Consider the following 22,420-nt stretch of genomic DNA (forward strand, 5'->3'; position numbering starts at 1 on the left):
TTTATTTATTGAATATAACTGGAAGAATATATCACAAAAATCATTCTGTTTCATCGACAAAAACTAATTTTCCTTTACATTTTCTACATAAATATTCAATCTTTTCTCTTACTATTCTATTATGGCGACGAATACTTAGAAAATGAGTTTGACACGTACATCGATATTCAAAGGTTTTACCTTGCACATTTTTTGTATCAAATTGATGGCAAGTATCTGAGGGAAGCTTAAAAATTTCATTCATTACAATCTGCCATTCCCGCCCATGTGGTTTTACACGACCAAACATTTGATACACAATCAAATGCGCAACCTCATGCGGCACGACTTGTCGAATAAATTCATCCGCGTTTTCTAATAACAAAGTGCGGTTAAATTTTATTTCATTTTTTTGTAGGTAAGCCACGCCTGCCTTTATGCCACGCAACTCATAATTTACCTCAGGCATTGTAAATTTTCGCTTAAAATAAGCCTCTGCAAGCTGCAAAGACTGATTCAATTTACGTTGCACTTGCATTTTTAGATGACGAAATGGAATTTGCTCTATTGATGTCATGATTGAAAAGAAAAAACCGCTAGATAAGCGGCTTTTATATAATTTACTAAATTAAAAAATAAGATTATTTTAATCCTGCTGCAACACGTAATTCTGCTGCACGATCCACTTTTTCCCAAGGGAATTGCTCACGACCGAAATGACCATAAGCTGCTGTTTCACGATAGATTGGTTGAATTAAATCTAACATTTTAATTAAGCCATAAGGACGTAAATCAAAGAATTCACGAACTAATGACACTAATAATTCATTCGCAACTTTTCCAGTTCCAAAGGTTTCAACCATGATTGATGTTGGATCAGCCACACCAATCGCATAAGAAAGTTGAATTTCACAACGATCTGCAAGACCTGCTGCAACAATATTTTTTGCGACATAGCGTGCAGCATAAGCAGCGGAACGGTCAACTTTAGATGGATCTTTTCCTGAGAATGCGCCACCACCGTGACGAGCGGCACCACCGTAAGTATCTACGATAATTTTACGACCAGTTAAACCACAATCCCCCATCGGTCCACCAATAACAAAACGGCCAGTCGGGTTAATAAAGAATTTTGTTTCTTTAGAAAGCCATTCACTTGGTAATACCGGTTTGATAATTTCTTCCATCACACCTTCATGTAAATCTTTTTGGCTAACTTCTTCAGAATGTTGAGTAGAAAGCACAACCGCATCCACACCAACAATTTTATTATCTTCATATTTTAACGTTACTTGGCTTTTCGCATCTGGGCGTAACCATGCTAGTTTACCGCTTTTACGCACTTCAGCTTGTTTTTCCATTAAACGGTGTGCATAAGTAATAGCTGCAGGCATTAATACATCCGTTTCATTTGTAGCATAACCAAACATTATACCTTGGTCGCCTGCGCCTTGATCTAATGGATTTTCACGATCAACGCCTTGATTAATATCTGCAGATTGTTTACCAATCGCATTTAGCACCGCACAAGAATGGCCATCAAAACCCATTTCAGAATGTTCATAACCAATATCACAAATCACTTTACGCGTTAAATTCTCAATATCGACCCATGCTGATGTGGTAATTTCACCACCAACCAATGCCATACCGGTTTTTACGTAGGTCTCACAAGCTACTCGTGCTTTTGGATCTTGTTTTAGAATTTCATCAAGTACCGCATCAGAAATTTGATCAGCAATTTTATCTGGATGCCCTTCAGAGACTGATTCGGATGTAAATAAATAGCTAGACATATTTTCTCTCTTTTTCTTTTAAATTTAGATGTATTGACGTATAGACGTCTATAATACGTATTTTTGCTTAATAAGCAAGCGCTATTATTGATTAATCGCAGCAGGAATAGTCAACCAATTACGCAAAATTTGCTCACCGAAGTCTGACATATAAGACTCTGGATGAAACTGAACACCATAAATTGGTAAAGATTTATGCTCCATAGCCATGACCACGCCTTCATCACAAAGTGCGGTAATTTCTAGGCAACTAGGAAAATCTTTTTTCTGTACGCCCCAAGAATGATATAGCCCGATATTAAATTCGCTTGGAAGGCTAAAAAATAATGGAGAATTTGACCGTACTTTTAAAATTCGTTTCTGGCCATGACGGACTTTCTGTAAGTTATACAATGTACCACCAAAAAATTCACATAAGGTTTGATGCCCTAAACACACACCTAAAATAGATTTTTGCTGATAATATTTTTCCAACATAGAAAAAAGTTGTGGATAAACTCGTGGTACATCAGGCCCTGGCGAAATCAATATATGACTATATTTTTCCGCTGTACTTTCCTTTAAATCTTCCACGTTTAAAACATCATAAGGCACATTTAATTTTCGAATTAAATCCACCAAGTTAAAAGTAAAAGAATCGTGATTATTAATGATGAGTAATTTCATAACCGCTCGGCATTCGTTATAATCGAGCAATTTTACGCAAAATGACACAAAGCACAATGCAACATTTTATTGAACAGGCTAATCATTATGGCAAACAACGCACGCCATTTTTCTTTCTCATTGATTTTGAAAAAGAAAAACCATTGATTTGTCCTCTCGAAAATTCTGCACAACAAGGCATTTATTTTGATATTTTAGGGAAAAGAAATTGCACAATTTCTCCACAACCTCTCCCTCTTAATTTTACCAAACATCCAATACCCTTCTCGCATTATCAACAAGGTTTTGAACTTGTTCAAAGTGAATTGCAAAAAGGCAATTCTTATTTATTGAATCTCACCTATCCGACTGAAATTTCAGGAAATATTTCACTTGAACAAATTTTTCATCAAACAAATGCACCTTATAAATTGTGGTTACAAGATCAATTTGTTTGCTTCTCACCAGAATGTTTTGTCAATATTCATGACAACAGCATTTTTACTTATCCCATGAAAGGGACAATTAATGCCTCTCTGCCCGATGCAGAAAATCAGTTACTCACAAATGAAAAAGAACAACGCGAGCATTACACAATTGTTGATTTAATGCGTAATGATTTATCCATGGTGGCAGAAAACATTCAGGTGAAAAAATTTCGTTATATCGATCGCATCAAAACACAAAAAGGTGAAATACTCCAAACCAGTTCTGAAATTTGCGGAAAATTGAATGAAAACTGGCAAAATCAAATTGGAGATATTTTATCGAAACTCTTGCCTGCTGGTTCAATTAGTGGCGCGCCAAAAGAAAAAACCACACAAATTATTCAACAAGCAGAAAAACAAAAACGCGGTTATTACACAGGAATTTTTGGCATATTTGATGGTAAAACACTACAAAGTGCGGTGGCCATTCGATTTATTTCCCAAGTAGATGAAAAATTTTATTTTCATAGTGGAGGCGGGATTACCATTCATAGCAATGTGCAAGATGAATATGAAGAATTGTTAGAAAAAGTCTATTTACCGATTGAAGGTGCTGATTAATGTATTCTCTATTTGAAACCCTTTGTATTGAAAACGGGACAATTCAAAATATCGATTTACACCAAACACGGTATGAACGTAGTTTGCGTGAATATTATGGCAAAAGTGCGGTGAAAATTTTTAATCTTTTTTCACTCATTCAACTGCCTGAGCCCTTACAAAATCGATTAGTTCGCTGCCGCATTGATTACAATGCCAAAACAACACAAATTCAATATTTTGAATACCATCGAAAAATTTACCGCACTTTTCAACCTGTAATTTGTGACGATATCGAATATTGCTTGAAATATGCTGATCGCAGTTTAATTAATACATTGCTTGCTCAACGAGGCACTTGTGATGAAATTATTATTATCAAAAATGGAAAAGTGACAGATTGTTCCATTGGTAATTTAATTTTCCGCCAAGGAGAAAAATGGTACACACCAGACACCCCATTACTTAGAGGCACACAACGAGAAAAATTATTACAAGAGGGGAAAATTCAAGAAAGCACAATATTCCAAGAAGATATTGTCAATTTTGATGAAATTAAAATCATTAATGCAATGAATAGCTTATAAAAAATAAGCCGACTGGTTCAGCCGGCTATTTTATTACAATTATTTTTCGGAATTTTTCAATAATTCCGCATGTGCTTTTTTCTGACTTTTCATTTTCGCACTGATCTCTCGACGTTGCGTAGAAAGCTCCGCATTGCGAATTGTGTAATCATCGACACGACCTTCATAGTCATCACGCATACTTTCAATAATTCCGCGTACCTCTTCGATAGTCATATCATCACGAATGTATTGATTTAAGTTATCTAACAATAATACGCGTTTTTGATTATCACGGATTTTACGATTATTGTCTTCCATATCGCGCTTAATTTTGTTTTTCGAACGATACATACGCACGTATTCCAACACCTCTTGGAAAGATTGCTTGTTTACAGTTTCCATAATGACTCTCTTTTAGTAAGAAAATTGATGGCGGTAATGTAGCCTCTTTTTGGTAATTCGTCAAAAGCTGAAAGTAAATTTTGTGAGTCAGCTCAAAAAAATTTTTTATTTACCAAAAAAGCGTTTGATTCTCTGCTTTTGTAGTGATAAAACAGATTCAACTATCTACAAAAATAAGGAAACACAATGTCACAAGTCTTTAATTTTAGCGCTGGACCAGCGATGATTTTTCCAGAAGTACTACAAAAAGCACAAGGTGAACTGACAAACTGGCTCAATCAAGGTGTGTCCGTGATGGAAGTAAGCCATCGCGGTAAATATTTCATGGAGCTTATTGCACAAGCAGAAAAAGATCTACGTGAGGTTTACAATATTCCTGATAACTATCGCGTACTTTTCCTACAAGGCGGTGCTCGCGGTCAATTTGCAGCGATTCCGATGAACTTGATCGGTAAAAAAGGCAAAGCCCTTTATTTAAATAGTGGACATTGGTCAGCTACAGCGGCAAAAGAAGCAAGAAATTTTGCAGAAATTGATGAAATCACTATTGTAGAAAATGGCGAACAGACTCAAATTACCGATCTTGATTTTAGCCATATTGCTGATCAATATGACTACGTTCATTATTGCCCGAATGAAACTATCAGTGGTGTAGAGATTTTTGATGTACCAAATGTGGGCGATGCCGTATTGGTCGCTGATATGTCTTCAAATATTCTTTCACGCCAAATCGATATCAGTAAATTTGGTGTAATTTATGCAGGTGCGCAAAAAAATCTTGGTCCTGCGGGCATTACATTAGTCATTATTCGTGATGATTTAATCGGTAATGCACGTAAAGAAACCCCATCTATTTGGAATTATGCTACTCAACGTGATGCAGACTCAATGATCAATACACCACCAACTTTTGCTTGGTATTTATGTTCCCTCGTATTTAAACATCTTAAAGAAATGGGTGGCTTAGAGGTGATCGCAAAACGTAATACGCTAAAAGCACAAACCCTTTATGATTATATTGATTCGAGCAAACTTTACCGCAATGTGGTAGCAAAAGAAAACCGCTCAACAATGAATGTCACTTTCATCACTGGCAATGCTGAATTAGATGCAAAATTTGTCGCAGAATCCACTGCTGCGGGCTTACAAGCCTTGAAAGGCCACAAAGTTTTAGGTGGAATGCGAGCATCTATTTATAATGCTATGCCACAGGAAGGTGTTGAGGCACTCATTTCATTTATGAAAAAATTTGAAGCTGAAAATCTTCCTCAATAGTTAAAGAACATTTTCAATGGGCGTATTTACTACGCCCAAATTTACTTGAAAATTAATCCTAATCCACATCAATATTTTCAAATAACACTATGCAGTACATAAATATTGCCAATCGTGGCGTACAATCCTTATCACCTTATCAAGCAGGCAAACCCATTGAAGAATTAGAACGAGAACTTGGCATTTCCAATATCGTTAAACTGGCCTCAAACGAAAACCCATTTGGTTTTCCAGAAAGTGCAAAAAAAGCAATTTTCGAACAATTAGATAAGCTGACTCGTTATCCAGATGCGAATGGCTTTGAACTAAAACAAACTATCGCAAAAAAATTTGGCGTTCAACCAAATCAAATTACGCTCGGAAATGGCTCAAATGATTTATTAGAACTTTTTGCTCACACCTTTGCAACCGAAGGCGATGAAATCATTTATTCACAATATGCCTTTATTGTTTATCCTTTAGTAACTAAAGCGATTAATGCAGTTGCAAAAGAAATTCCAGCTAAAAATTGGGGGCACGATTTACAAGAATTTTTGACCGCACTTTCTGATAAAACAAAGCTAATTTACATTGCTAATCCCAATAATCCAACGGGTAATTTTTTAACGTCACAAGAAATTGAAGATTTTTTAGCAGAAGTTCCCAAAAATGTAATCGTGGTATTAGATGAAGCCTACACTGAATTTACCAAATCTGAAGAACGAGTAGACTCTTTCAGTTTATTAAAAAAATATTCAAATTTAATTATTTCACGCTCTCTTTCTAAGGCCTATGGCTTGGCGGGTTTACGCATTGGTTATGCTGTATCTAATCCTGAAATCGCAGATTTATTAAATCGAGTTCGACAACCATTTAACTGTAATTCTTTGGCGTTAACCGCTGCTGTTGCCGTAATGAATGATGATGAATTTGTTGAAAAAGTAGCTGAAAATAATCGATCAGAAATGAAACGTTATGAAGAATTCTGCCAACATCATCAATTAGAATATATTCCTTCCAAAGGAAATTTTATAACGATTGATTTCAAACAACCTGCCGCACCAATTTATGATGCATTATTACATGAAGGCGTAATTGTTCGCCCAATCGCTGGGTATGGCATGCCGAATCATTTGCGCGTAAGTATTGGTTTACCTGAAGAAAATGATCGATTTTTTACCGCACTTTCTAAGGTATTAAAGCTTGCCTAGACTATTTATTCAATAAAAAACAAATTTATTTGTATAAAAAAACCCGCTATAAGCGGGTTTCATTTTTCTCATATCTTAAGCGTGTTTTGCTGCAACTTCAGCTAATAAAGTTTGTAATTCACCAGATTGATACATCTCTAAAATGATATCACAACCACCAATTAATTCTCCCTCCACCCATAATTGTGGAAAAGTTGGCCAGTTTGCATATGCTGGTAATTCAGCACGAATATCTGGATGTTGCAAAATATCTACATAACCAAAAGGTACTTTACAATTCATCAATGCTTCAGATGCACGAGCAGAAAATCCACAAGATGGTAATTTTGGTGAACCTTTCATATAAATAAGAATTGGATTTTCACTAATTTGCTTTTTGATTTTGTCTAAGGTTTCCATAATGTTCCCTATAAATAAATGAGAACCGCATTCTATCATAAGTTAAAACTTGATTGAAATGCTTGGTTTTAGATTCATATAAAACAAAAGGCCTAAACCGAAGTTTAAGCCTTTTGCTGTATTTAATCTTTCGTTAAACGAATACTAAAATTATTTAGTACCGTTAACTGCGATTTCTACACGACGGTCTGGAGCAAGACAAGCGATAAGCGCTTTACGACCTTTAACTTGGTCACAAGTTGCGCCAGTCACTGGGTTTGCTTTACCATAACCAGTTGCAGAAATTGCATCTGCAGAAACACCTTTAGCTACGAAGTAGTTAGCTACAGTGTCAGCACGACGTTGAGAAAGTTTTAAGTTACCAGCGTCAGAACCGATACGGTCAGTGTAACCAGCAACAGCTACTTTAGCACTGTTGATTTGTGCGATTTCACCGTAAATACCATCTAAAGCTGCTTGAGCTTGTGGTTTTAAGTTTGCTTTACCAAATGCGAAAGTCACATCAGAGTTTAAGTTGAAAGTTTTGCTTACAACTTCAGGTGCTGCTACAACTGGAGCTGCGCCTTGACCGAAACGGTAAGAAACACCAGCGTTGATAGAACCAATCCATGGATTGTAATCTACAGAGCTGTTGTTAGTTTCTTGAGTACGGTATTTACCTACACGAGTTAACCATTGGTATTCTAAACGAACTGCTAATTCTGGTAATACAGCATATTCTGCACCTACTGCGAATAAACCAGAGGTACGTAAGCTGTGACGGCCTAAATCACGAACACGAGCACCATTAGCATCATAGAATTTATAGTCAGAGCGAACTAATGCAACGCCTGCTTTACCATAAACATCTAAACCATTTAACACTTCATAACTACCTTTTAAGCTTAAGTGAGTACCGTGGTTAGTGTGTTTAGCAACAGTTTTACCAGCTTGACGAGCTTTAGCACGACCGAAATCGTCGTAACCTAACTCAACTGCTAAACCAAGGTTATCACGGTTTAAGATTTGGTAACCACCAAAAACACCGTAAGTGAAAGAGTTACGATGATAACCCACTTCAGAATCTTGAGCATTAGAACGAATGCCATCATGGAAAGATGCTTGACCAGCTTTAACACCTGCATAGAAAGTGTTTTCTTGTGGAGCTGCTTGAGCTACTGAAGCTGCTGCTAAACCAGCAACTACTAATGCGATTGCAGTTTTTTTCATTTTGATGTCCTCTATTTAGTCATCGAATAGTAATAAAAAAGTGTCCTTGTTTATACTGAACTTTTAATTAAAGTTACATTCTAAACAGTCGCTTAACTAGGGTTTTGAATTTGCCCTACTTTTTACCTTTTGACAAATTCAATTCCTTTGTTTACGCCAAAGGAACGTTCAAAAGTCCGCTTATTATCCTATAAAAATTGAAAAGATCAAATTCTTTTGAACTTTTTGTTTGTTTTTTATACAAAAAATACACTTTTCTTAACTAATTTACTCCATAAAACACTTCTTAAAAACACTTAAAATCTAATTCGACATTATTCGCACCTTAAGATATTATCGAAAACACCCAGCTATTTATGTCTTTAAATGAGTTAAATGCTATGTTGCCAAGTCTAAATCGCACTCCACAAATTGAACAAAATGTCCTTAACTATCTCCAATCGCTTAAAAAACAACATTTTGAAGGAGATATCGCTACAAATTATACAGATAGATTAAGTCTTGCTACGGATAACAGCGTTTACCAACAGCTTCCTCAAGCGATTCTTTTTCCTAAAACTGTTGCTGATATAGTACGTATAACAAAATTAGCAAATTTACCTGAATATCAATCTATCAGCTTTACGCCTCGCGGTGGTGGTACGGGGACCAATGGACAATCTATCAATAACAATATAATAGTGGATCTCTCTCGCCATATGACTGCCATTTTAGAACTCAATGTAAAAGAACGTTGGGTTCGAGTACAAGCAGGTGTCGTAAAAGATCAACTTAATCAATTTTTAAAACCACATGGGTTGTTCTTTGCCCCAGAGTTATCCACCAGTAATCGAGCAACGTTAGGCGGAATGATTAACACGGATGCCTCTGGGCAAGGTTCATTGCAATATGGTAAAACCTCTAATCACGTTTTGGCATTACGTGCAGTATTAATGAACGGTGAAATTTTAGATACAAGTGCGGTCAATTCTGTTGATGTTTTAGAAAACATCGATGCGCTTGAATTAAGTGATAGTAGCAAAAGACTCCATCAAACAATCGCACAACACTGCAAAGAAAAAAGAGGGGCAATCATTAAAGATTTGCCACAACTTAACCGTTTTTTAACGGGATACGATCTCAAAAATGTATTCAATGAAGATGAAAGTGAATTTAATCTCACCAGAATTCTCACTGGCTCTGAAGGTTCTCTCGCATTTATTTGTGAAGCTAAACTCAATCTTCTACAAATTCCTCAGTATCGCACACTCATCAATATTAAATATCATTCTTTTGATGCGGCATTACGCAATGCACCGTTTATGGTGAAAGCCAATGCGCTTTCTGTGGAAACCGTTGATTCCAAAGTCTTAAACCTCGCTAAACAAGATATTATTTGGCACTCGGTGAATGAACTTCTTACAGAAAATGAAGAAGATCCAATCCTAGGCTTAAATATTGTGGAATTTGCTGGTAATAATAAAGAAAAAATAGACCGCCAAGTCACCGCACTTTGTCGCTCACTTGATGAAAAAATCGAACACAACCAAGATCACATTATTGGCTATCAAGTTTGTTCTGATTTACATTCTATTGAACGTATTTATGCAATGCGCAAAAAAGCTGTGGGCTTACTTGGTAATACAAAAGGTGCAGCCAAACCAATTCCTTTTGTAGAAGATACTTGCGTCCCCCCAGAAAATCTTGCGGATTACATTAGTGAATTTCGCGCTTTATTAGACAAACACAATTTACAATATGGCATGTTTGGTCACGTCGATGCAGGCGTGTTGCACGTCCGCCCAGCGCTTGATTTATGCGATAAAGAACAAGTGAAATTATTTAAACAAATTTCAGATGAAGTGGCAGAACTTACGATTAAATATGGTGGATTACTCTGGGGAGAACATGGAAAAGGCGTACGATCCCATTACGGCGAAAAATTCTTTACGCCAGAACTCTGGCACGAACTTCGTTATATCAAAACCTTATTCGATCCAAACAATCGCTTAAATCCCGGCAAAATCTGTACACCTTTAGATTCCAGAGATGAACTTTATTCTATTCTTTCGCCGATGCGGGCTGATAACGATCGCCAAATTCCTATCCAAATGCGTGATGAATTTAAAGGTGCAATGAACTGCAATGGAAACGGTTTATGTTTTAATTTTGATGAACTCAGCATTATGTGCCCATCGATGAAAGTCAGTAAAAACCGCGTATTTTCACCTAAAGGTCGCGCAGCCATGGTTCGAGAATGGCTTAGATTGATGGCAAATGAAAATGTTTCACCCGAACAATTAGACTTCCGTAAAACAGAAATAAAACTAGCCTCACTTGTGAAAAGACTGAGCAATACGGTTCAAAAATGGCGAGGCGATTATGATTTTTCTCACGAAGTAAAAGCCGCAATGGATACTTGCCTTGCTTGTAAAGCCTGTGCAAGCCAATGCCCGATTAAAATCGATGTACCAAGTTTCCGTGCGAAATTCTTTCATTTTTATCACAGCCGCTACTTACGGCCCGCAAAAGATCACATTGTGGCAAATTTAGAAATCGCTGCGCCTTATATGGCAAAACAAGCAAAATTCTTTAATTATTTTACCAAGCTAAAAGTCACGAAAACATTAGTGGAAAGAACGCTAGGCATGACCGATTTGCCTTTGCTTTCTGAACCCAATTTGCAACAACAGCTGGTGGAAATTCATTATCAAGGCAAATCCTTGGAAGAATTGGAAGGCCTAAGTGCGGTAGAAAAAAACGATATTTTATTTATTGTGCAAGATCCTTATACCTCTTACTATGATGCAAAAGTGGTACGCGATTTTGTTCTGCTTACGCATAAATTAGGCTTCACACCAATTCTGTTGCCATTTAAACCAAACGGCAAAGCAATGCATATTAAAGGTTTCTTAAAACGCTTTAGCAAAACAGCACAAAATCAAGCCGAGTTTTTAAATCGAATGGCAAAATTAGGCATTCCACTTGTAGGCGTTGATCCAGCCATCGTGCTGTCTTATCGAGACGAATACAAAGAAGCACTACAAGAAAAACGGGGCAATTTTCACGTTCTCACCGCACACGAATGGTTAAAACAAAGATTACAAAATACGGCATTACAAGATAAACTGAAAAACATCGCCAAAACTGACCGCACTTCCGATTGGTATTTATTCCCGCATTGTACGGAATCTACCTTTATGCCTAACAGTCCAAAAGAATGGCAAGAAATTTTTGGAAAATTTGGACAACAACTTAATGTGGAAAAGGTAGGATGTTGCGGTATGGCAGGTGTATTTGGACATGAAGTGCAAAATCAAAAAATGAGCCGAGAAATCTACGATGTATCGTGGCATAAAAAACTGCATGGAAAAGATCCGCACTTTTGTTTAGCAACCGGTTATTCTTGTCGTAGTCAGGTAAAACGTTATGAACATGTGGTGCTAAAACACCCTGTGCAGGTATTATTAGAAATTTTAGCGTAATGAAAGGAACATCATGATTTGGCAAAAAAACTTCACGCTCGAAAACTTAAATCAACTTTGCTCCAACAGTGCAGTTAGCCATCTTGGCATCGAAATCTCTGCTTTTGGCGAAGATTGGATTGAAGCGACAATGCCAGTGGATCATCGTACTATGCAGCCGTTTGGTGTGTTGCATGGCGGGATTTCGGTTGCTTTAGCTGAAACAATTGGTTCCCTTGCGGGTTCGCTTTGTTTGGAAGAAGGCAAAGCTGCGGTTGGATTGGATATTAACGCCAATCATCTTCGCTCTGTTCGTTCAGGTAAAGTAACCGCGAGAGCCACACCAATTAATTTGGGCAGAAATATCCAAGTTTGGCAAATTGACATCCGCACAGAAGAGAATAAACTTTGTTGTGTTTCTAGATTAACCCTTTCCGTAATCAATTTATGACAAAATCCGCAAAAATCGGCGTATTACTTGCCAATCTAGGCACGCCAGATAGCCCGACACCGAAGTCGATCAGCCGTTATTTATGGCAATTTTTAACGGATCCTCGCGTGGTAGATTTACCGCGTTGCAAATGGTATCCACTGCTAAAAGCCATTATTTTGCCATTGCGTTCAAAACGTATCGCTAAAAATTATCAATCGATTTGGACAGAACAAGGCTCGCCTTTACTTGCCATTTCACAACAACAAAAAGACGCATTACAAGCCTATTTAGATAAGCAAAATATCGATACTCAAGTAGAAATTGCCATGACGTACGGCAATCCCTCAATGCAAAGTGCGGTGAAAAACTTGCTTAAAAATCAAGTTGAGCGAATTATTGTTTTGCCTCTTTACCCACAATACTCTAGCTCAACCACGGGCGCAGTATTTGATGCATTCTCTAATGCTCTTAAAGAAGAACGAGGATTAGTGCCTTTTGATTTCATCCATTCTTATCATGTTGATGAAAATTACATTAACGCCTTAGCCGATTCCATAAAAGTGCGGTTAAAACCCGATGAGTTTTTACTATTTTCTTATCACGGTATTCCTCTGCGTTATGAAAAAATGGGCGATTATTATCGTGAACATTGTAAACAAACGACTATTGCAGTTGTTAATAAGCTGGGCTTAACAGAAAACCAATGGGGAATGACGTTTCAATCGCGCTTTGGGCGTGAAGAATGGCTACAGCCTTACACCGATAAATTTTTAGAATCAGCTGCAACACAGAACATTCAAAAAATTGCCGTTATTTGCCCAGGTTTCTCCGTAGATTGTTTAGAAACCATTGAAGAAATTGACAAAGAAAATCGAGAAAATTTCCTAAACAATGGCGGACACTCTTATCAATATATTCCCGCACTTAATGTAGAGCATGCACATATTGAAATGATGGGAAAATTGATCCTAGAAAAACTTGCTTAATAATAGAAATGGTAAAACGTTTCTAAAATCTTCCGCACTTTGCTAAAATCAGCCATTATTTTTTCACAAGGATAAAACATGGCTGATTTTCCTTTAATCGTTGACATCAACGAACAAAATCTTACTGAAATACTGCAACAATCCTTAGAAAAACCACTTGTCATCAATTTTTACGCGCCAACACATAAAGAATCGGCGGATTTTTTGGCACTACTTGAGCAAGTTGCAGAACAATATCAAGGACAATTTATTCTTGGGAAAGTAAATTGTGAAAAAGAGCAAATGATTGCCGCACAATTCCGCATCCAAGCATTGCCAACCACCTATTTGTTTAAAGAAGCACAGGCATTAGATGCATTCCCAGGTGCTCTTGATAAAGCGTCGTTAATCCAACGATTAAGCATTATTTTACCTAAAGAGGAAGATTTAAAATTCCAACAAGCATTAGATTTCTTGCAAGTAGAAAACTATGAGGCTGCATTGCCATTGTTGAAAGACGCATGGGAGCTTTCCGATAAGAAAAATAGTGATGTTGCCCTACTCTACGCTGAAACCTATATTGCAATGAAGAAAACAGAGCCAGCACAGGAAATTTTAAATCAAATTCCATTACAAGATCGCGATAGCCGTTGGCACGGATTACAGGCACAAATTGAGCTACAAATTCAAGCAGCCGATACACCTGAAATCCAGCAATTACAAGCCGATTATGCTAAAAACCCAACAGCTGAAATTGCAATAAAACTTGCTATACAACTTCATCAAGCTGGACGAAATGAAGAAGCGCTGACACTACTTTTCGGTATTTTAAAAACAGATTTAGGGGCACAGAATGGTGAAGTGAAACAACAATTTTTATCCATTTTAAGTGCAATGGGCAATGCTGATCCATTAACAAATAAGTTTCGCCGATTGCTTTATTCACTGCTCTATTAATCGAAAGGTTTATAATTGATAAGCTGTATGGAACAATTTCATGCATAGCAATCATTAGAATAAGCTTGAATTTAATTAATTCTCCTTTTACGAAAAACAAGGATTCTTTATGTCAGATATCAAACACGCAAAACTTTTAATTTTAGGCTCAGGCCCTGCTGGTTATACAGCAGCCATTTATGCGGCACGTGCAAACTTAAAACCTGTATTAGTGACTGGTTTGCAACAAGGTGGCCAACTTACCACCACAGATGAAATCGAAAACTGGCCAGGTGATTTTGAGATGACTACCGGTTCAGGTTTAATGCAACGCATGTTGCAACATGCAGAAAAATTTGAAACAGAAATCGTCTTCGATCATATCAATCGCGTAGATTTATCGTCTCGCCCATTCAAACTTTTTGGCGATGTACAAAATTTCACTTGTGATGCGTTAATTATCGCAACAGGCGCCTCTGCACGCTATATTGGCTTACCTTCAGAAGAAAACTACAAAGGTCGTGGCGTTTCTGCTTGTGCAACCTGTGATGGTTTCTTTTATCGTAATAAGCCAGTTGGTGTGATTGGTGGTGGAAATACTGCGGTAGAAGAAGCGCTTTACTTAGCCAATATCGCAAGTACAGTGCATTTAATCCACCGTCGCGATAGCTTCCGTGCGGAAAAAATCCTTATCGACCGTTTGTACAAAAAAGTGGAAGAAGGAAAAATCGTTCTGCATACTGACCGCACTTTAGATGAAGTGTTGGGTGACAACATGGGCGTAACCGGATTACGTTTAGCCAACACTAAAACTGGGGAGAAAGAAGAACTCAAATTAGATGGCTTATTCGTAGCGATTGGTCACTCGCCAAATACGGAAATTTTCCAAGGGCAACTAGAATTGAATAATGGCTATATCGTTGTAAAATCTGGTCTTGAAGGAAATGCAACTGCCACTTCTGTGGAAGGCGTGTTCGCAGCTGGCGATGTAATGGATCACAATTATCGCCAAGCCATTACCTCTGCCGGAACAGGTTGTATGGCAGCATTGGATGCAGAACGCTATTTAGATGCTCAAGAAGCATAAATTCTCTAACTAATTCCCCTCTTTTTAAAAGAGGGGAACTTTTTCTATATCACGATAAAACTATGAACAAACTTCGCCAAAAATATTTACAAAAATGGCTTCGCGCACAACAGGAACCTATCAAAAAATTAATGCGCGCAAACATTGTCCTAGCTACGCTTTCTGCACTCATTTTAGTCGCGCAAACTTATTTTCTTGCGACTTTGCTTGATAAACTGATTATGCAAAATGTGCCTCGTGATGAACTTATTCCTTATTTTCTCGGGCTAATTATCGGCTTCGGGATGCGTGCTATTATTTTATGGGCACGAGAAAAAATTGGTTTCCAAAGCGGACAATTATTACGCAATCATATTCGTCAAAAAATTCTGGATAAAATACATCTTGTGGGCCCTGCGACAATCAATCAAAAACCAGCTGGAAGTTGGGCAAGCATTATGTTGGAACAAGTAGAAAACTTACATAATTTCTATGCCCGTTTTCTGCCTCAACAAAGCCTTTCCGCTATTGTTCCAGTCGTTATTTTAATTGCTGTATTTCCGTTGAACTGGGCTGCAGGCTTAATCTTAATGATTACCGCACCGCTTGTTCCTCTGTTTATGATCATTGTCGGTATTGCTGCGGCTGACAACAGCCAAAAAAATATGGACACCCTTTCTCGCCTCAGTGCCCAATTTTTAGATCGCTTACGCGGCTTAGAAACCTTGCGTCTTTTTAACCGCACTTCTGAACAAACAGCGCATATTGAAAATGCCACTGAAGATTTCCGTGAAACCACAATGGATGTGCTAAAACTCGCTTTTCTCTCTTCTGCTGTATTGGAATTTTTTACCTCTATTTCCATTGCACTGATGGCGGTCTATTTTGGTTTTAGCTACTTAGGTCAAATTGAATTTGGCACCTATAATGCACCGCTTACACTTTTCACAGGTTTCTTTTGTTTAATTCTTGCACCTGAATTTTATCAACCCTTACGCGATCTTGGCGCTTATTACCACGACCGAGCAGCGGGTATTGGGGCAGCAGATGCCATTGTTGATTTCTTAGAATCCGATTATTTAACCGTTCATCAAAATGAAAAAACAATATCTTTAGAAAGTGCGGTTGAAATTTCTGCCGAAAATTTAGTGGTGCTTTCGACACAGGGTTCAGCGTTAACCAAGCCGTTAAATTTCCAAATCCCAGCAAATCACAATGTTGCACTTGTAGGACAAAGTGGCGCAGGGAAAACCTCGTTAATGAATGTAATTTTGGGCTTTTTACCTTATGAGGGCTCTCTCAAAATTAATGGTCAAGAACTTCGAGAAAGCAATCTAGCTGACTGGCGCATACATATTGCCTGGGTAGGACAAAATCCATTGTTATTACAAGGCACAATTAAAGAAAACTTACTACTTGGCGATATTCAAGCCAACGATGAAGAAATTAATCAAGCATTAATGCGTTCTCAAGCGAAAGAATTTACCGATAAACTTGGACTTCATCACGAAATAAAAGATGGTGGATTAGGCGTTTCTGTGGGTCAAGCGCAACGTCTTGCCATTGCTCGTGCTCTGTTACGCAAAGGCGATTTGCTTCTGCTCGATGAGCCAACCGCAAGCTTAGATGCGCAATCAGAAAATCTTGTTTTACAAGCATTGAATGAAGCAAGCCAGCATCAAACTACACTGATGATTACCCACCGAATTGAAGATTTGAAACAATGTGATCAAATTTTTGTGATGCAACGAGGAGAAATAGTACAGCAAGGTAAATTTGCCGAATTACAACATGAAGGTTTCTTTGCTGAACTACTCGCTCAACGACAACAGGATATCCAATAATGCGCACATTACTTCCGTTTATACGTTTATTTAAATTCGCCAAATTTCCTCTTATTTTAGGCTTGGTGCTGATGATTTTAGGCTTAGGCTCTAGCATGGGCTTGCTTACCGTTTCAGGCTGGTTTTTAGCTGCTACAGCCATTGCAGGACTAGGCACGCTATTTAACTTTTTCTACCCATCAGCCAGCGTGCGAGGTTTAGCTATCGGACGAACCGTCATGCGCTATTTTGAAAAAATAGTGACGCATGATGCAACATTCCGTATTTTGTCCAAATTACGCGTACAAGTATTTGAAAAAATCATTCCTTTAAGCCCAGCAGTATTAAATCGTTATCGCAACAGCGATTTGTTAAATCGTTTAGTGTCCGATGTGGATACACTTGATAGTCTCTATTTACGTTTACTTGCGCCATTTTTCACTGCTGCATTTGTAATCATTGCCATGACGATTGGACTTAGCTTTATCAATATTCCACTCGCTCTTGGTTTAGGCTTATTTTTGTTAATTTTATTAATAATTATCCCAACTGTTTTCTATCGACTAGGACAGCAATTTGGTGAACGCTTAATCCAAGCACGCGCGACCTATCGAACCCAGTTTTTAGAATTTATCCAAGCACAAGCCGAGCTTTTATTATTTAATGCGGAAGATAAATTAAAAGAGAAAATGTCAGCTACAGAAAAAACATGGCAGGAAGATCAAGCCAAAGAAGCAAAATTAAGCGGATTTTCTACCGCACTTGTTCTCTTTCTTAATGGTTTATTAATTTCTGGAATGCTATGGTTTGCAAGTAACGCCGATTTTGGCACAGATGAATATCGCACGGCTTATATTGCACTTTTCACTTTTGCTGCACTTGCAGCCTTTGAGATCATCATGCCATTGGGTGCAGCATTTTTGCATATAGGTCAAGTTATTGCTGCTGCAGATCGAGTAACCGAAATCATTGAGCAAAAACCGCTTGTTGAGTTTAATGGCAACGAGGAATTTGAAACAAAAGTGCGGTTGATTTCTGCGAAGGATTTAAGTTTTTCCTATCCAGGGCAAGAAACGCTTGTATTAAAAAATCTTACATTAGATTTAGAACAACGCCAAAAAATTGCTATTTTAGGCAAAACTGGAAGTGGGAAATCTTCACTCCTTCAACTTTTAGTGCGCAATTATGATGCGAATCAAGGTGAACTTTTATTAGCAGAAAAACCCATTTCAGCATATTCAGAAGAGACATTACGCCGCAAAATTTGTTTTTTAACTCAACGTGTTCACGTATTCAGCGATACACTTCGTCAAAATTTACAATTTGCAAGTACGGATGAAATTTCTGATGAGAAAATGATTGAAGTGCTACATCAAGTTGGCTTAAGCAAATTACTTGAGCAAGAAGGAAAAGGTTTAAATCTTTGGCTTGGTGATGGCGGTCGTCCACTCTCCGGTGGGGAACAACGCCGTTTAGGTTTAGCGCGTATTTTACTCAATAATGCGCCAATTTTATTATTGGATGAACCAACAGAAGGCTTAGATCGCGAAACTGAACGTCAAATTTTACGTTTGATTCTACAACATGCCGAAAATAAAACCCTAATTATGGTCACTCACCGTCTCAGTTCAATTGAACAATTCAATAAAATTTGTGTAATTGATAACGGAAGATTAATCGAAGAAGGCGATTACAATAGCTTAATCACAAAAGAAAATGGGTTCTTTAAAAGATTGATTGAGCGGGTATAAGAAAGGAAGTTGGGCGGAAACCTTCCCAGCTTCTTCTCGGCACACAGTAATTCCGACTTTGGCTGCTTCCTTCCGGACCTGACCGAGTAAACCAGACACCGTTGCGAGAGACCGAGAAGGTTTCCATTGATATCGCAATGCGATTGCGCGCTATTATGCAGAAATTACCGCCGTATTGCAAAGACTAATTCAAAAGTGCGGTGAATTTGGCGAGAATTTAAGCCACATTTTCAGGATTTTAATGAAATGAACTACCTCCAATACTACCCGACCGATGTGATCAATGGCGAAGGTACAAGATGTACACTTTTCGTCAGTGGATGTACGCATGCTTGCAAAGGTTGCTATAACCAAAAAAGTTGGTCATTTTCAGCGGGTGTATTATTTGATGAAGAGATGGAACAACAAATCATCAATGATTTAAAAGACACACGCATTAAACGCCAAGGGTTGACGCTTTCAGGTGGCGATCCACTTCATCCGCGCAACGTAGAAACATTATTGCCATTTGTGCAACGCGTAAAACGAGAATGCCCTGATAAAGACATCTGGGTTTGGACGGGTTATAAACTAGATGAATTAGATAAACAACAACGTGCTATGTTGCCTTATATTGATGTGTTAATTGATGGGAAATTTATTCAAGAACAGGCAGATCCAAGTTTAGTTTGGCGAGGTTCAGCAAATCAAATTATTCATCGATTTAAGTTATAAAAGTGCGGCTAAAAATTCATTTAAAATTTCAACCGCACTTTTCAATAAAATCAAATTATTCTTCTAAAACAACTTTACCGATGTAGCCTAAATTACGATGGCGTTGCGCGTAATCGATACCATACCCAACCACAAATTCATCAGGAATTTCAAAACCAATCCATTCAACAGGCACTTCCACTTCCCGACGAGAAGGTTTATCAAGTAAAGTACAAATTGCAAGGCTAGCAGGCTCACGCAAATTCAAAATATCACGCACTTTTTCCAAGGTATAGCCCGTATCAATAATATCTTCCACAATTAAAACGTGTTTACCTTTTATATCACCGTCCAAATCTTTGGTAATACGAACGTCGTGATTAGTGGTCATGCCAGTGCCATAACTTGAAGTTGTCATAAATTCAATTTCCACAGGTAAATTTATCTGACGAACGATATCCGCCATAAACATAAAGGAACCACGTAAAAGCCCCACAACAACAAGGCTATCGATCTGTTTTTCTTGATAAAATTTTGTAATTTGAGCACCTAATTCAGCAATACGAGCATGAACATCGTTCTCTGAAATTAAAATGTCAACGTGGTGTTTTTTCATTGTGTTTCCTTATTAAATAACAGGGGATAAAATCGTTTGCTATTTTACAAAAAAAAGGCTGAAGTTTAAACCTTCAGCCTTTTTGAACCCTAACGAATTTACTTTCTACTCTACCTGTTGGAGCAACCTGCAATCGCTTAACAGATGTGCGTATAGTAACAGACATTTAGTTATTGTCAATAAGAATAATTCTCAATTTTAAAAATATTTTTTAATTTCCTGAAATTTTCATCTTATCTAACAAAATAGAACCAGTTTGGATGTTAGAACGATGCTCTATATCTTCAGCTACAGCAACCATATTCTTCAACATATCTTGCAATTGTCCCGCAATAGTAATTTCGGCGACTGGATATTGAATTTCACCATTTTCCACCCAAAAACCTGATGCGCCACGCGAATAATCGCCTGTAACAATATTGACACCTTGTCCCATGACATCCGTTACTAACAATCCTGTTCCCATTTGACGTAAAAGTGCGGTCAATCCTCCAGTTAAATTTGGCTTAACAAGCCAGTTGTGAATTCCACCAGCATGGCCAGTGCTTGGCATACCGAGTTTTTTACCACTGTAACTTGTCACTAAATAAGTTTGTAATATTCCATCTTCGACAATTTCACGATCTTGTGTACGAACACCTTCACTATCAAAAGGCGTTGAAGCCAAACGGCGCAATAAATGTGGTCTCTCACTGATATTGAACCAATCAGGTAAGACCTGTTTACCCAAATGATCGAGCAAGAAACTCGATTTTCTATATAAACTGCCACCACTTATTGCTGCGGCAAAATGAGAAATAAGGCCAGTTGCAACATCATTTAAGAAAATAACTGGCACTTCTCGTGTACTAAGTTTTTGAGGATTTAAACGAGAAACGACTTTCTTTGCACAATTTTCGCCAACCCAAATTGGCGATTGGAGTTTGTCAAATTCACGGGAAATTGTGTATTCGTAATCATTTTCTAAGGCATCTTCTACGCCACCAATAACCGAACAAGATAAGGAATAACGGCTTGATAAATAACTTTGCAACATGCCATGACTATTTCCATACACTTTCACGCCTGTATGTGAATTAAAACTTGCGCCATTACTATTTACAATGCGTTCATCAGCTTCTAAAGCCGCCTTTTCAGCCTGAAGTGCAAGTTCTGTTGCTTTATCAACATCCACATCAGCAGCATGATAAAGCGCTAAATCAGGCGCATCAAAAGCCATTAAATCCTTATCCGCAAGGCCTGTGCAATCATCGGGTGAAGTGTATTTTGCAATAGCAAGTGCGGCTTCCACTGCGTTTCGAATTGCACCTTCACTTAAATCTGATGTTGATGCATTGCCTTTTTGTTGTCCCATATAAACGGAAATACCCAATGCACCATCATTAGTAAATTCAACATTTTCAATTTCTTGCAAGCGTGTGGATACTGACAATCCGCTCACTTTAGTGACGGCGACTTCTGCAGTCGCGCCTGATTTTGTTGCTAATTCAACAGCAAAGCTAACTGCTTGACGTAATTCTTGTTCTTGAGCTTTCAAAAGTGCGGTTTGATTTTCGGCTATTTTCATTATTTTTTCCCGTTAAAAATTTGTCACATTTTATATTATTTTGAAACTTTGTGCTAAAATACGCGCCAAATTTTAGTTGAGAGAAATTATGGCAAAACGTAAGAAAAAAGAAGCTTTCGATTGGGAAGATAAAGACCAAGAAGAAATTATTTGGGTAAGTAAAAGCGAAATCAAACGCGATGCTGAAGATTTAAAACAACTTGGTGAAAAGATTGTCAATTTAACCAAAGCTAATCTTGCCAAAATCCCACTTGATGAATCCTTACTTGATGCCATTGAACTTGCACAGCGTTTACAAAAAGAAGCTCGTCGCCGTCAATTACAGTATATCGGCAAATTATTTCGAGGAATTGATGTTGAGCCTATTCGTGAAGCATTAGATAAAATCGAAAATAAACATAACCAACAGCAGGCCATGCTGCACAAAATCGAAAAAGTGCGGGATGAATTAGTAGAAAAAGGTGATGAGGCCCTAACCGATTTATTCAATGATTATCCTGATGTAGATCGTCAACAACTACGTAATCTTATTCGTTCTGCACAAAAAGAACGTGAGCAAAATAAACCATCGAAAGCCTATCGAGAAATTTATCAAATGCTCAAAACATTGATGTTAGAAGATTAAAAAATATTAA

21 protein-coding genes and 1 other RNA gene are annotated in these 22,420 nt (G+C 37.7%); 13 read left to right on the forward strand and 9 right to left on the reverse strand.

Annotated features, from left to right (window positions below; genetic code table 11):
* Positions 1–40 precede the first annotated feature (40 nt).
* The 3 genes from AAX18_RS08130 to AAX18_RS08140 all read right to left on the reverse strand — a co-directional run bounded on the left by AAX18_RS08130 (position 41) and on the right by AAX18_RS08140 (position 2,441).
* A complete protein-coding gene (locus AAX18_RS08130) occupies positions 41–556 on the reverse strand; it encodes a SprT family zinc-dependent metalloprotease (RefSeq protein WP_046953520.1) in 516 nt (171 codons plus the stop codon).
* Between the two features lie 64 nt (positions 557–620).
* A complete protein-coding gene (gene metK / locus AAX18_RS08135) occupies positions 621–1,775 on the reverse strand; it encodes a methionine adenosyltransferase (protein ID WP_005627231.1) in 1,155 nt (384 codons plus the stop codon).
* A gap of 84 nt (positions 1,776–1,859) precedes the next feature.
* Positions 1,860–2,441 carry an anthranilate synthase component II gene (locus AAX18_RS08140; RefSeq protein WP_032825562.1) on the reverse strand — a complete coding sequence of 194 codons (582 nt, stop codon included), beginning with the start codon at positions 2,439–2,441 and terminating at the stop codon, positions 1,860–1,862.
* 41 nt (positions 2,442–2,482) lie between these two features.
* Here AAX18_RS08140 and AAX18_RS08145 point away from each other — a divergent pair, with 41 nt between their 5' ends.
* A complete protein-coding gene (locus AAX18_RS08145; protein WP_046953521.1) occupies positions 2,483–3,469 on the forward strand; it encodes an aminodeoxychorismate synthase component I in 987 nt (328 codons plus the stop codon).
* Positions 3,469–4,035 carry an aminotransferase class IV family protein gene (locus tag AAX18_RS08150; RefSeq protein ID WP_046953522.1) on the forward strand — a complete coding sequence of 189 codons (567 nt, stop codon included), beginning with the start codon at positions 3,469–3,471 and terminating at the stop codon, positions 4,033–4,035. Before AAX18_RS08145 ends, AAX18_RS08150 begins: the two co-directional genes overlap by 1 nt.
* A gap of 39 nt (positions 4,036–4,074) precedes the next feature.
* Here the strand turns inward: AAX18_RS08150 and AAX18_RS08155 are convergent, their stop codons facing one another.
* Positions 4,075–4,419 (reverse strand): DUF496 family protein, encoded by a 345-nt coding sequence (locus AAX18_RS08155; RefSeq protein WP_005630430.1) that lies wholly within the window; start codon positions 4,417–4,419, stop codon positions 4,075–4,077.
* A 186-nt stretch (positions 4,420–4,605) separates the two neighbouring features.
* On the opposite strand from AAX18_RS08155, the gene serC reads away from it, so the two are divergent.
* Both serC and hisC read left to right on the forward strand, forming a co-directional pair.
* Complete coding sequence (gene serC / locus AAX18_RS08160; RefSeq protein ID WP_046953523.1) at positions 4,606–5,694, forward strand: 3-phosphoserine/phosphohydroxythreonine transaminase; 1,089 nt, start codon at positions 4,606–4,608, stop codon at positions 5,692–5,694.
* Positions 5,695–5,783: 89 nt separating this feature from the next.
* Entirely contained in the window at positions 5,784–6,884 is a 1,101-nt protein-coding gene (gene hisC / locus AAX18_RS08165) for a histidinol-phosphate transaminase (RefSeq protein ID WP_046953524.1), read from the forward strand.
* A gap of 75 nt (positions 6,885–6,959) precedes the next feature.
* Here hisC and grxD read toward each other — a convergent pair whose 3' ends face one another.
* Together grxD and ompA are read right to left on the reverse strand one after the other, a co-directional pair.
* Positions 6,960–7,283 (reverse strand): Grx4 family monothiol glutaredoxin, encoded by a 324-nt coding sequence (gene grxD / locus AAX18_RS08170; protein ID WP_005627223.1) that lies wholly within the window; start codon positions 7,281–7,283, stop codon positions 6,960–6,962.
* A 150-nt stretch (positions 7,284–7,433) separates the two neighbouring features.
* Positions 7,434–8,492: a porin OmpA gene (gene ompA / locus AAX18_RS08175; RefSeq protein ID WP_046953525.1), complete on the reverse strand. Its 1,059-nt coding sequence runs from the start codon at positions 8,490–8,492 to the stop codon at positions 7,434–7,436.
* A 380-nt stretch (positions 8,493–8,872) separates the two neighbouring features.
* Here ompA and ydiJ point away from each other — a divergent pair, with 380 nt between their 5' ends.
* From ydiJ to cydC, 7 genes are all read left to right on the forward strand, one after another.
* Positions 8,873–11,956 carry a D-2-hydroxyglutarate dehydrogenase YdiJ gene (ydiJ, locus tag AAX18_RS08180; protein ID WP_046953540.1) on the forward strand — a complete coding sequence of 1,028 codons (3,084 nt, stop codon included), beginning with the start codon at positions 8,873–8,875 and terminating at the stop codon, positions 11,954–11,956.
* A 13-nt stretch (positions 11,957–11,969) separates the two neighbouring features.
* Positions 11,970–12,386, forward strand: a complete 417-nt coding sequence (locus AAX18_RS08185) for a hotdog fold thioesterase (protein ID WP_046953526.1) — start codon at positions 11,970–11,972, stop codon at positions 12,384–12,386.
* Positions 12,383–13,354 (forward strand): ferrochelatase, encoded by a 972-nt coding sequence (hemH, locus tag AAX18_RS08190; protein ID WP_046953527.1) that lies wholly within the window; start codon positions 12,383–12,385, stop codon positions 13,352–13,354. Before AAX18_RS08185 ends, hemH begins: the two co-directional genes overlap by 4 nt.
* Positions 13,355–13,432: 78 nt before the next feature.
* A complete protein-coding gene (locus AAX18_RS08195) occupies positions 13,433–14,290 on the forward strand; it encodes a co-chaperone YbbN (RefSeq protein WP_046953528.1) in 858 nt (285 codons plus the stop codon).
* Positions 14,291–14,399: 109 nt separating this feature from the next.
* On the forward strand, positions 14,400–15,356 hold the full coding sequence (gene trxB / locus AAX18_RS08200; RefSeq protein ID WP_005646388.1) for a thioredoxin-disulfide reductase: 957 nt from the start codon (positions 14,400–14,402) through the stop codon (positions 15,354–15,356).
* 62 nt (positions 15,357–15,418) lie between these two features.
* Complete coding sequence (gene cydD, locus AAX18_RS08205; protein ID WP_046953529.1) at positions 15,419–17,179, forward strand: heme ABC transporter permease/ATP-binding protein CydD; 1,761 nt, start codon at positions 15,419–15,421, stop codon at positions 17,177–17,179.
* A complete protein-coding gene (gene cydC, locus AAX18_RS08210; protein WP_046953530.1) occupies positions 17,179–18,909 on the forward strand; it encodes a heme ABC transporter ATP-binding protein/permease CydC in 1,731 nt (576 codons plus the stop codon). The genes cydD and cydC overlap by 1 nt, the downstream gene beginning before the upstream one ends.
* A gap of 19 nt (positions 18,910–18,928) precedes the next feature.
* On the opposite strand, the gene ffs is transcribed toward cydC, so the two are convergent.
* Positions 18,929–19,027: signal recognition particle sRNA small type (gene ffs / locus AAX18_RS08800), an RNA gene on the reverse strand.
* Positions 19,028–19,155: 128 nt separating this feature from the next.
* Here ffs and nrdG point away from each other — a divergent pair.
* Complete coding sequence (gene nrdG, locus AAX18_RS08215) at positions 19,156–19,623, forward strand: anaerobic ribonucleoside-triphosphate reductase-activating protein (RefSeq protein ID WP_046953531.1); 468 nt, start codon at positions 19,156–19,158, stop codon at positions 19,621–19,623.
* 55 nt (positions 19,624–19,678) lie between these two features.
* Here the strand turns inward: nrdG and hpt are convergent, their stop codons facing one another.
* Both hpt and pmbA read right to left on the reverse strand, forming a co-directional pair.
* The gene (gene hpt, locus AAX18_RS08220) at positions 19,679–20,218 is read right to left on the reverse strand and encodes a hypoxanthine phosphoribosyltransferase (RefSeq protein ID WP_046953532.1); all 540 of its coding nucleotides are present in this window, start codon (positions 20,216–20,218) and stop codon (positions 19,679–19,681) included.
* Positions 20,219–20,429: 211 nt separating this feature from the next.
* A complete protein-coding gene (gene pmbA / locus AAX18_RS08225; protein WP_046953533.1) occupies positions 20,430–21,785 on the reverse strand; it encodes a metalloprotease PmbA in 1,356 nt (451 codons plus the stop codon).
* Positions 21,786–21,873: 88 nt separating this feature from the next.
* Between pmbA and yjgA the strand changes: the two genes are divergently transcribed.
* The gene (yjgA, locus tag AAX18_RS08230) at positions 21,874–22,410 is read left to right on the forward strand and encodes a ribosome biogenesis factor YjgA (RefSeq protein ID WP_046953534.1); all 537 of its coding nucleotides are present in this window, start codon (positions 21,874–21,876) and stop codon (positions 22,408–22,410) included.
* Positions 22,411–22,420 lie beyond the last annotated feature (10 nt).

Source organism: Haemophilus haemolyticus, assembly GCF_001008205.1.
GTDB lineage: Bacteria > Pseudomonadota > Gammaproteobacteria > Enterobacterales > Pasteurellaceae > Haemophilus > Haemophilus haemolyticus_Q.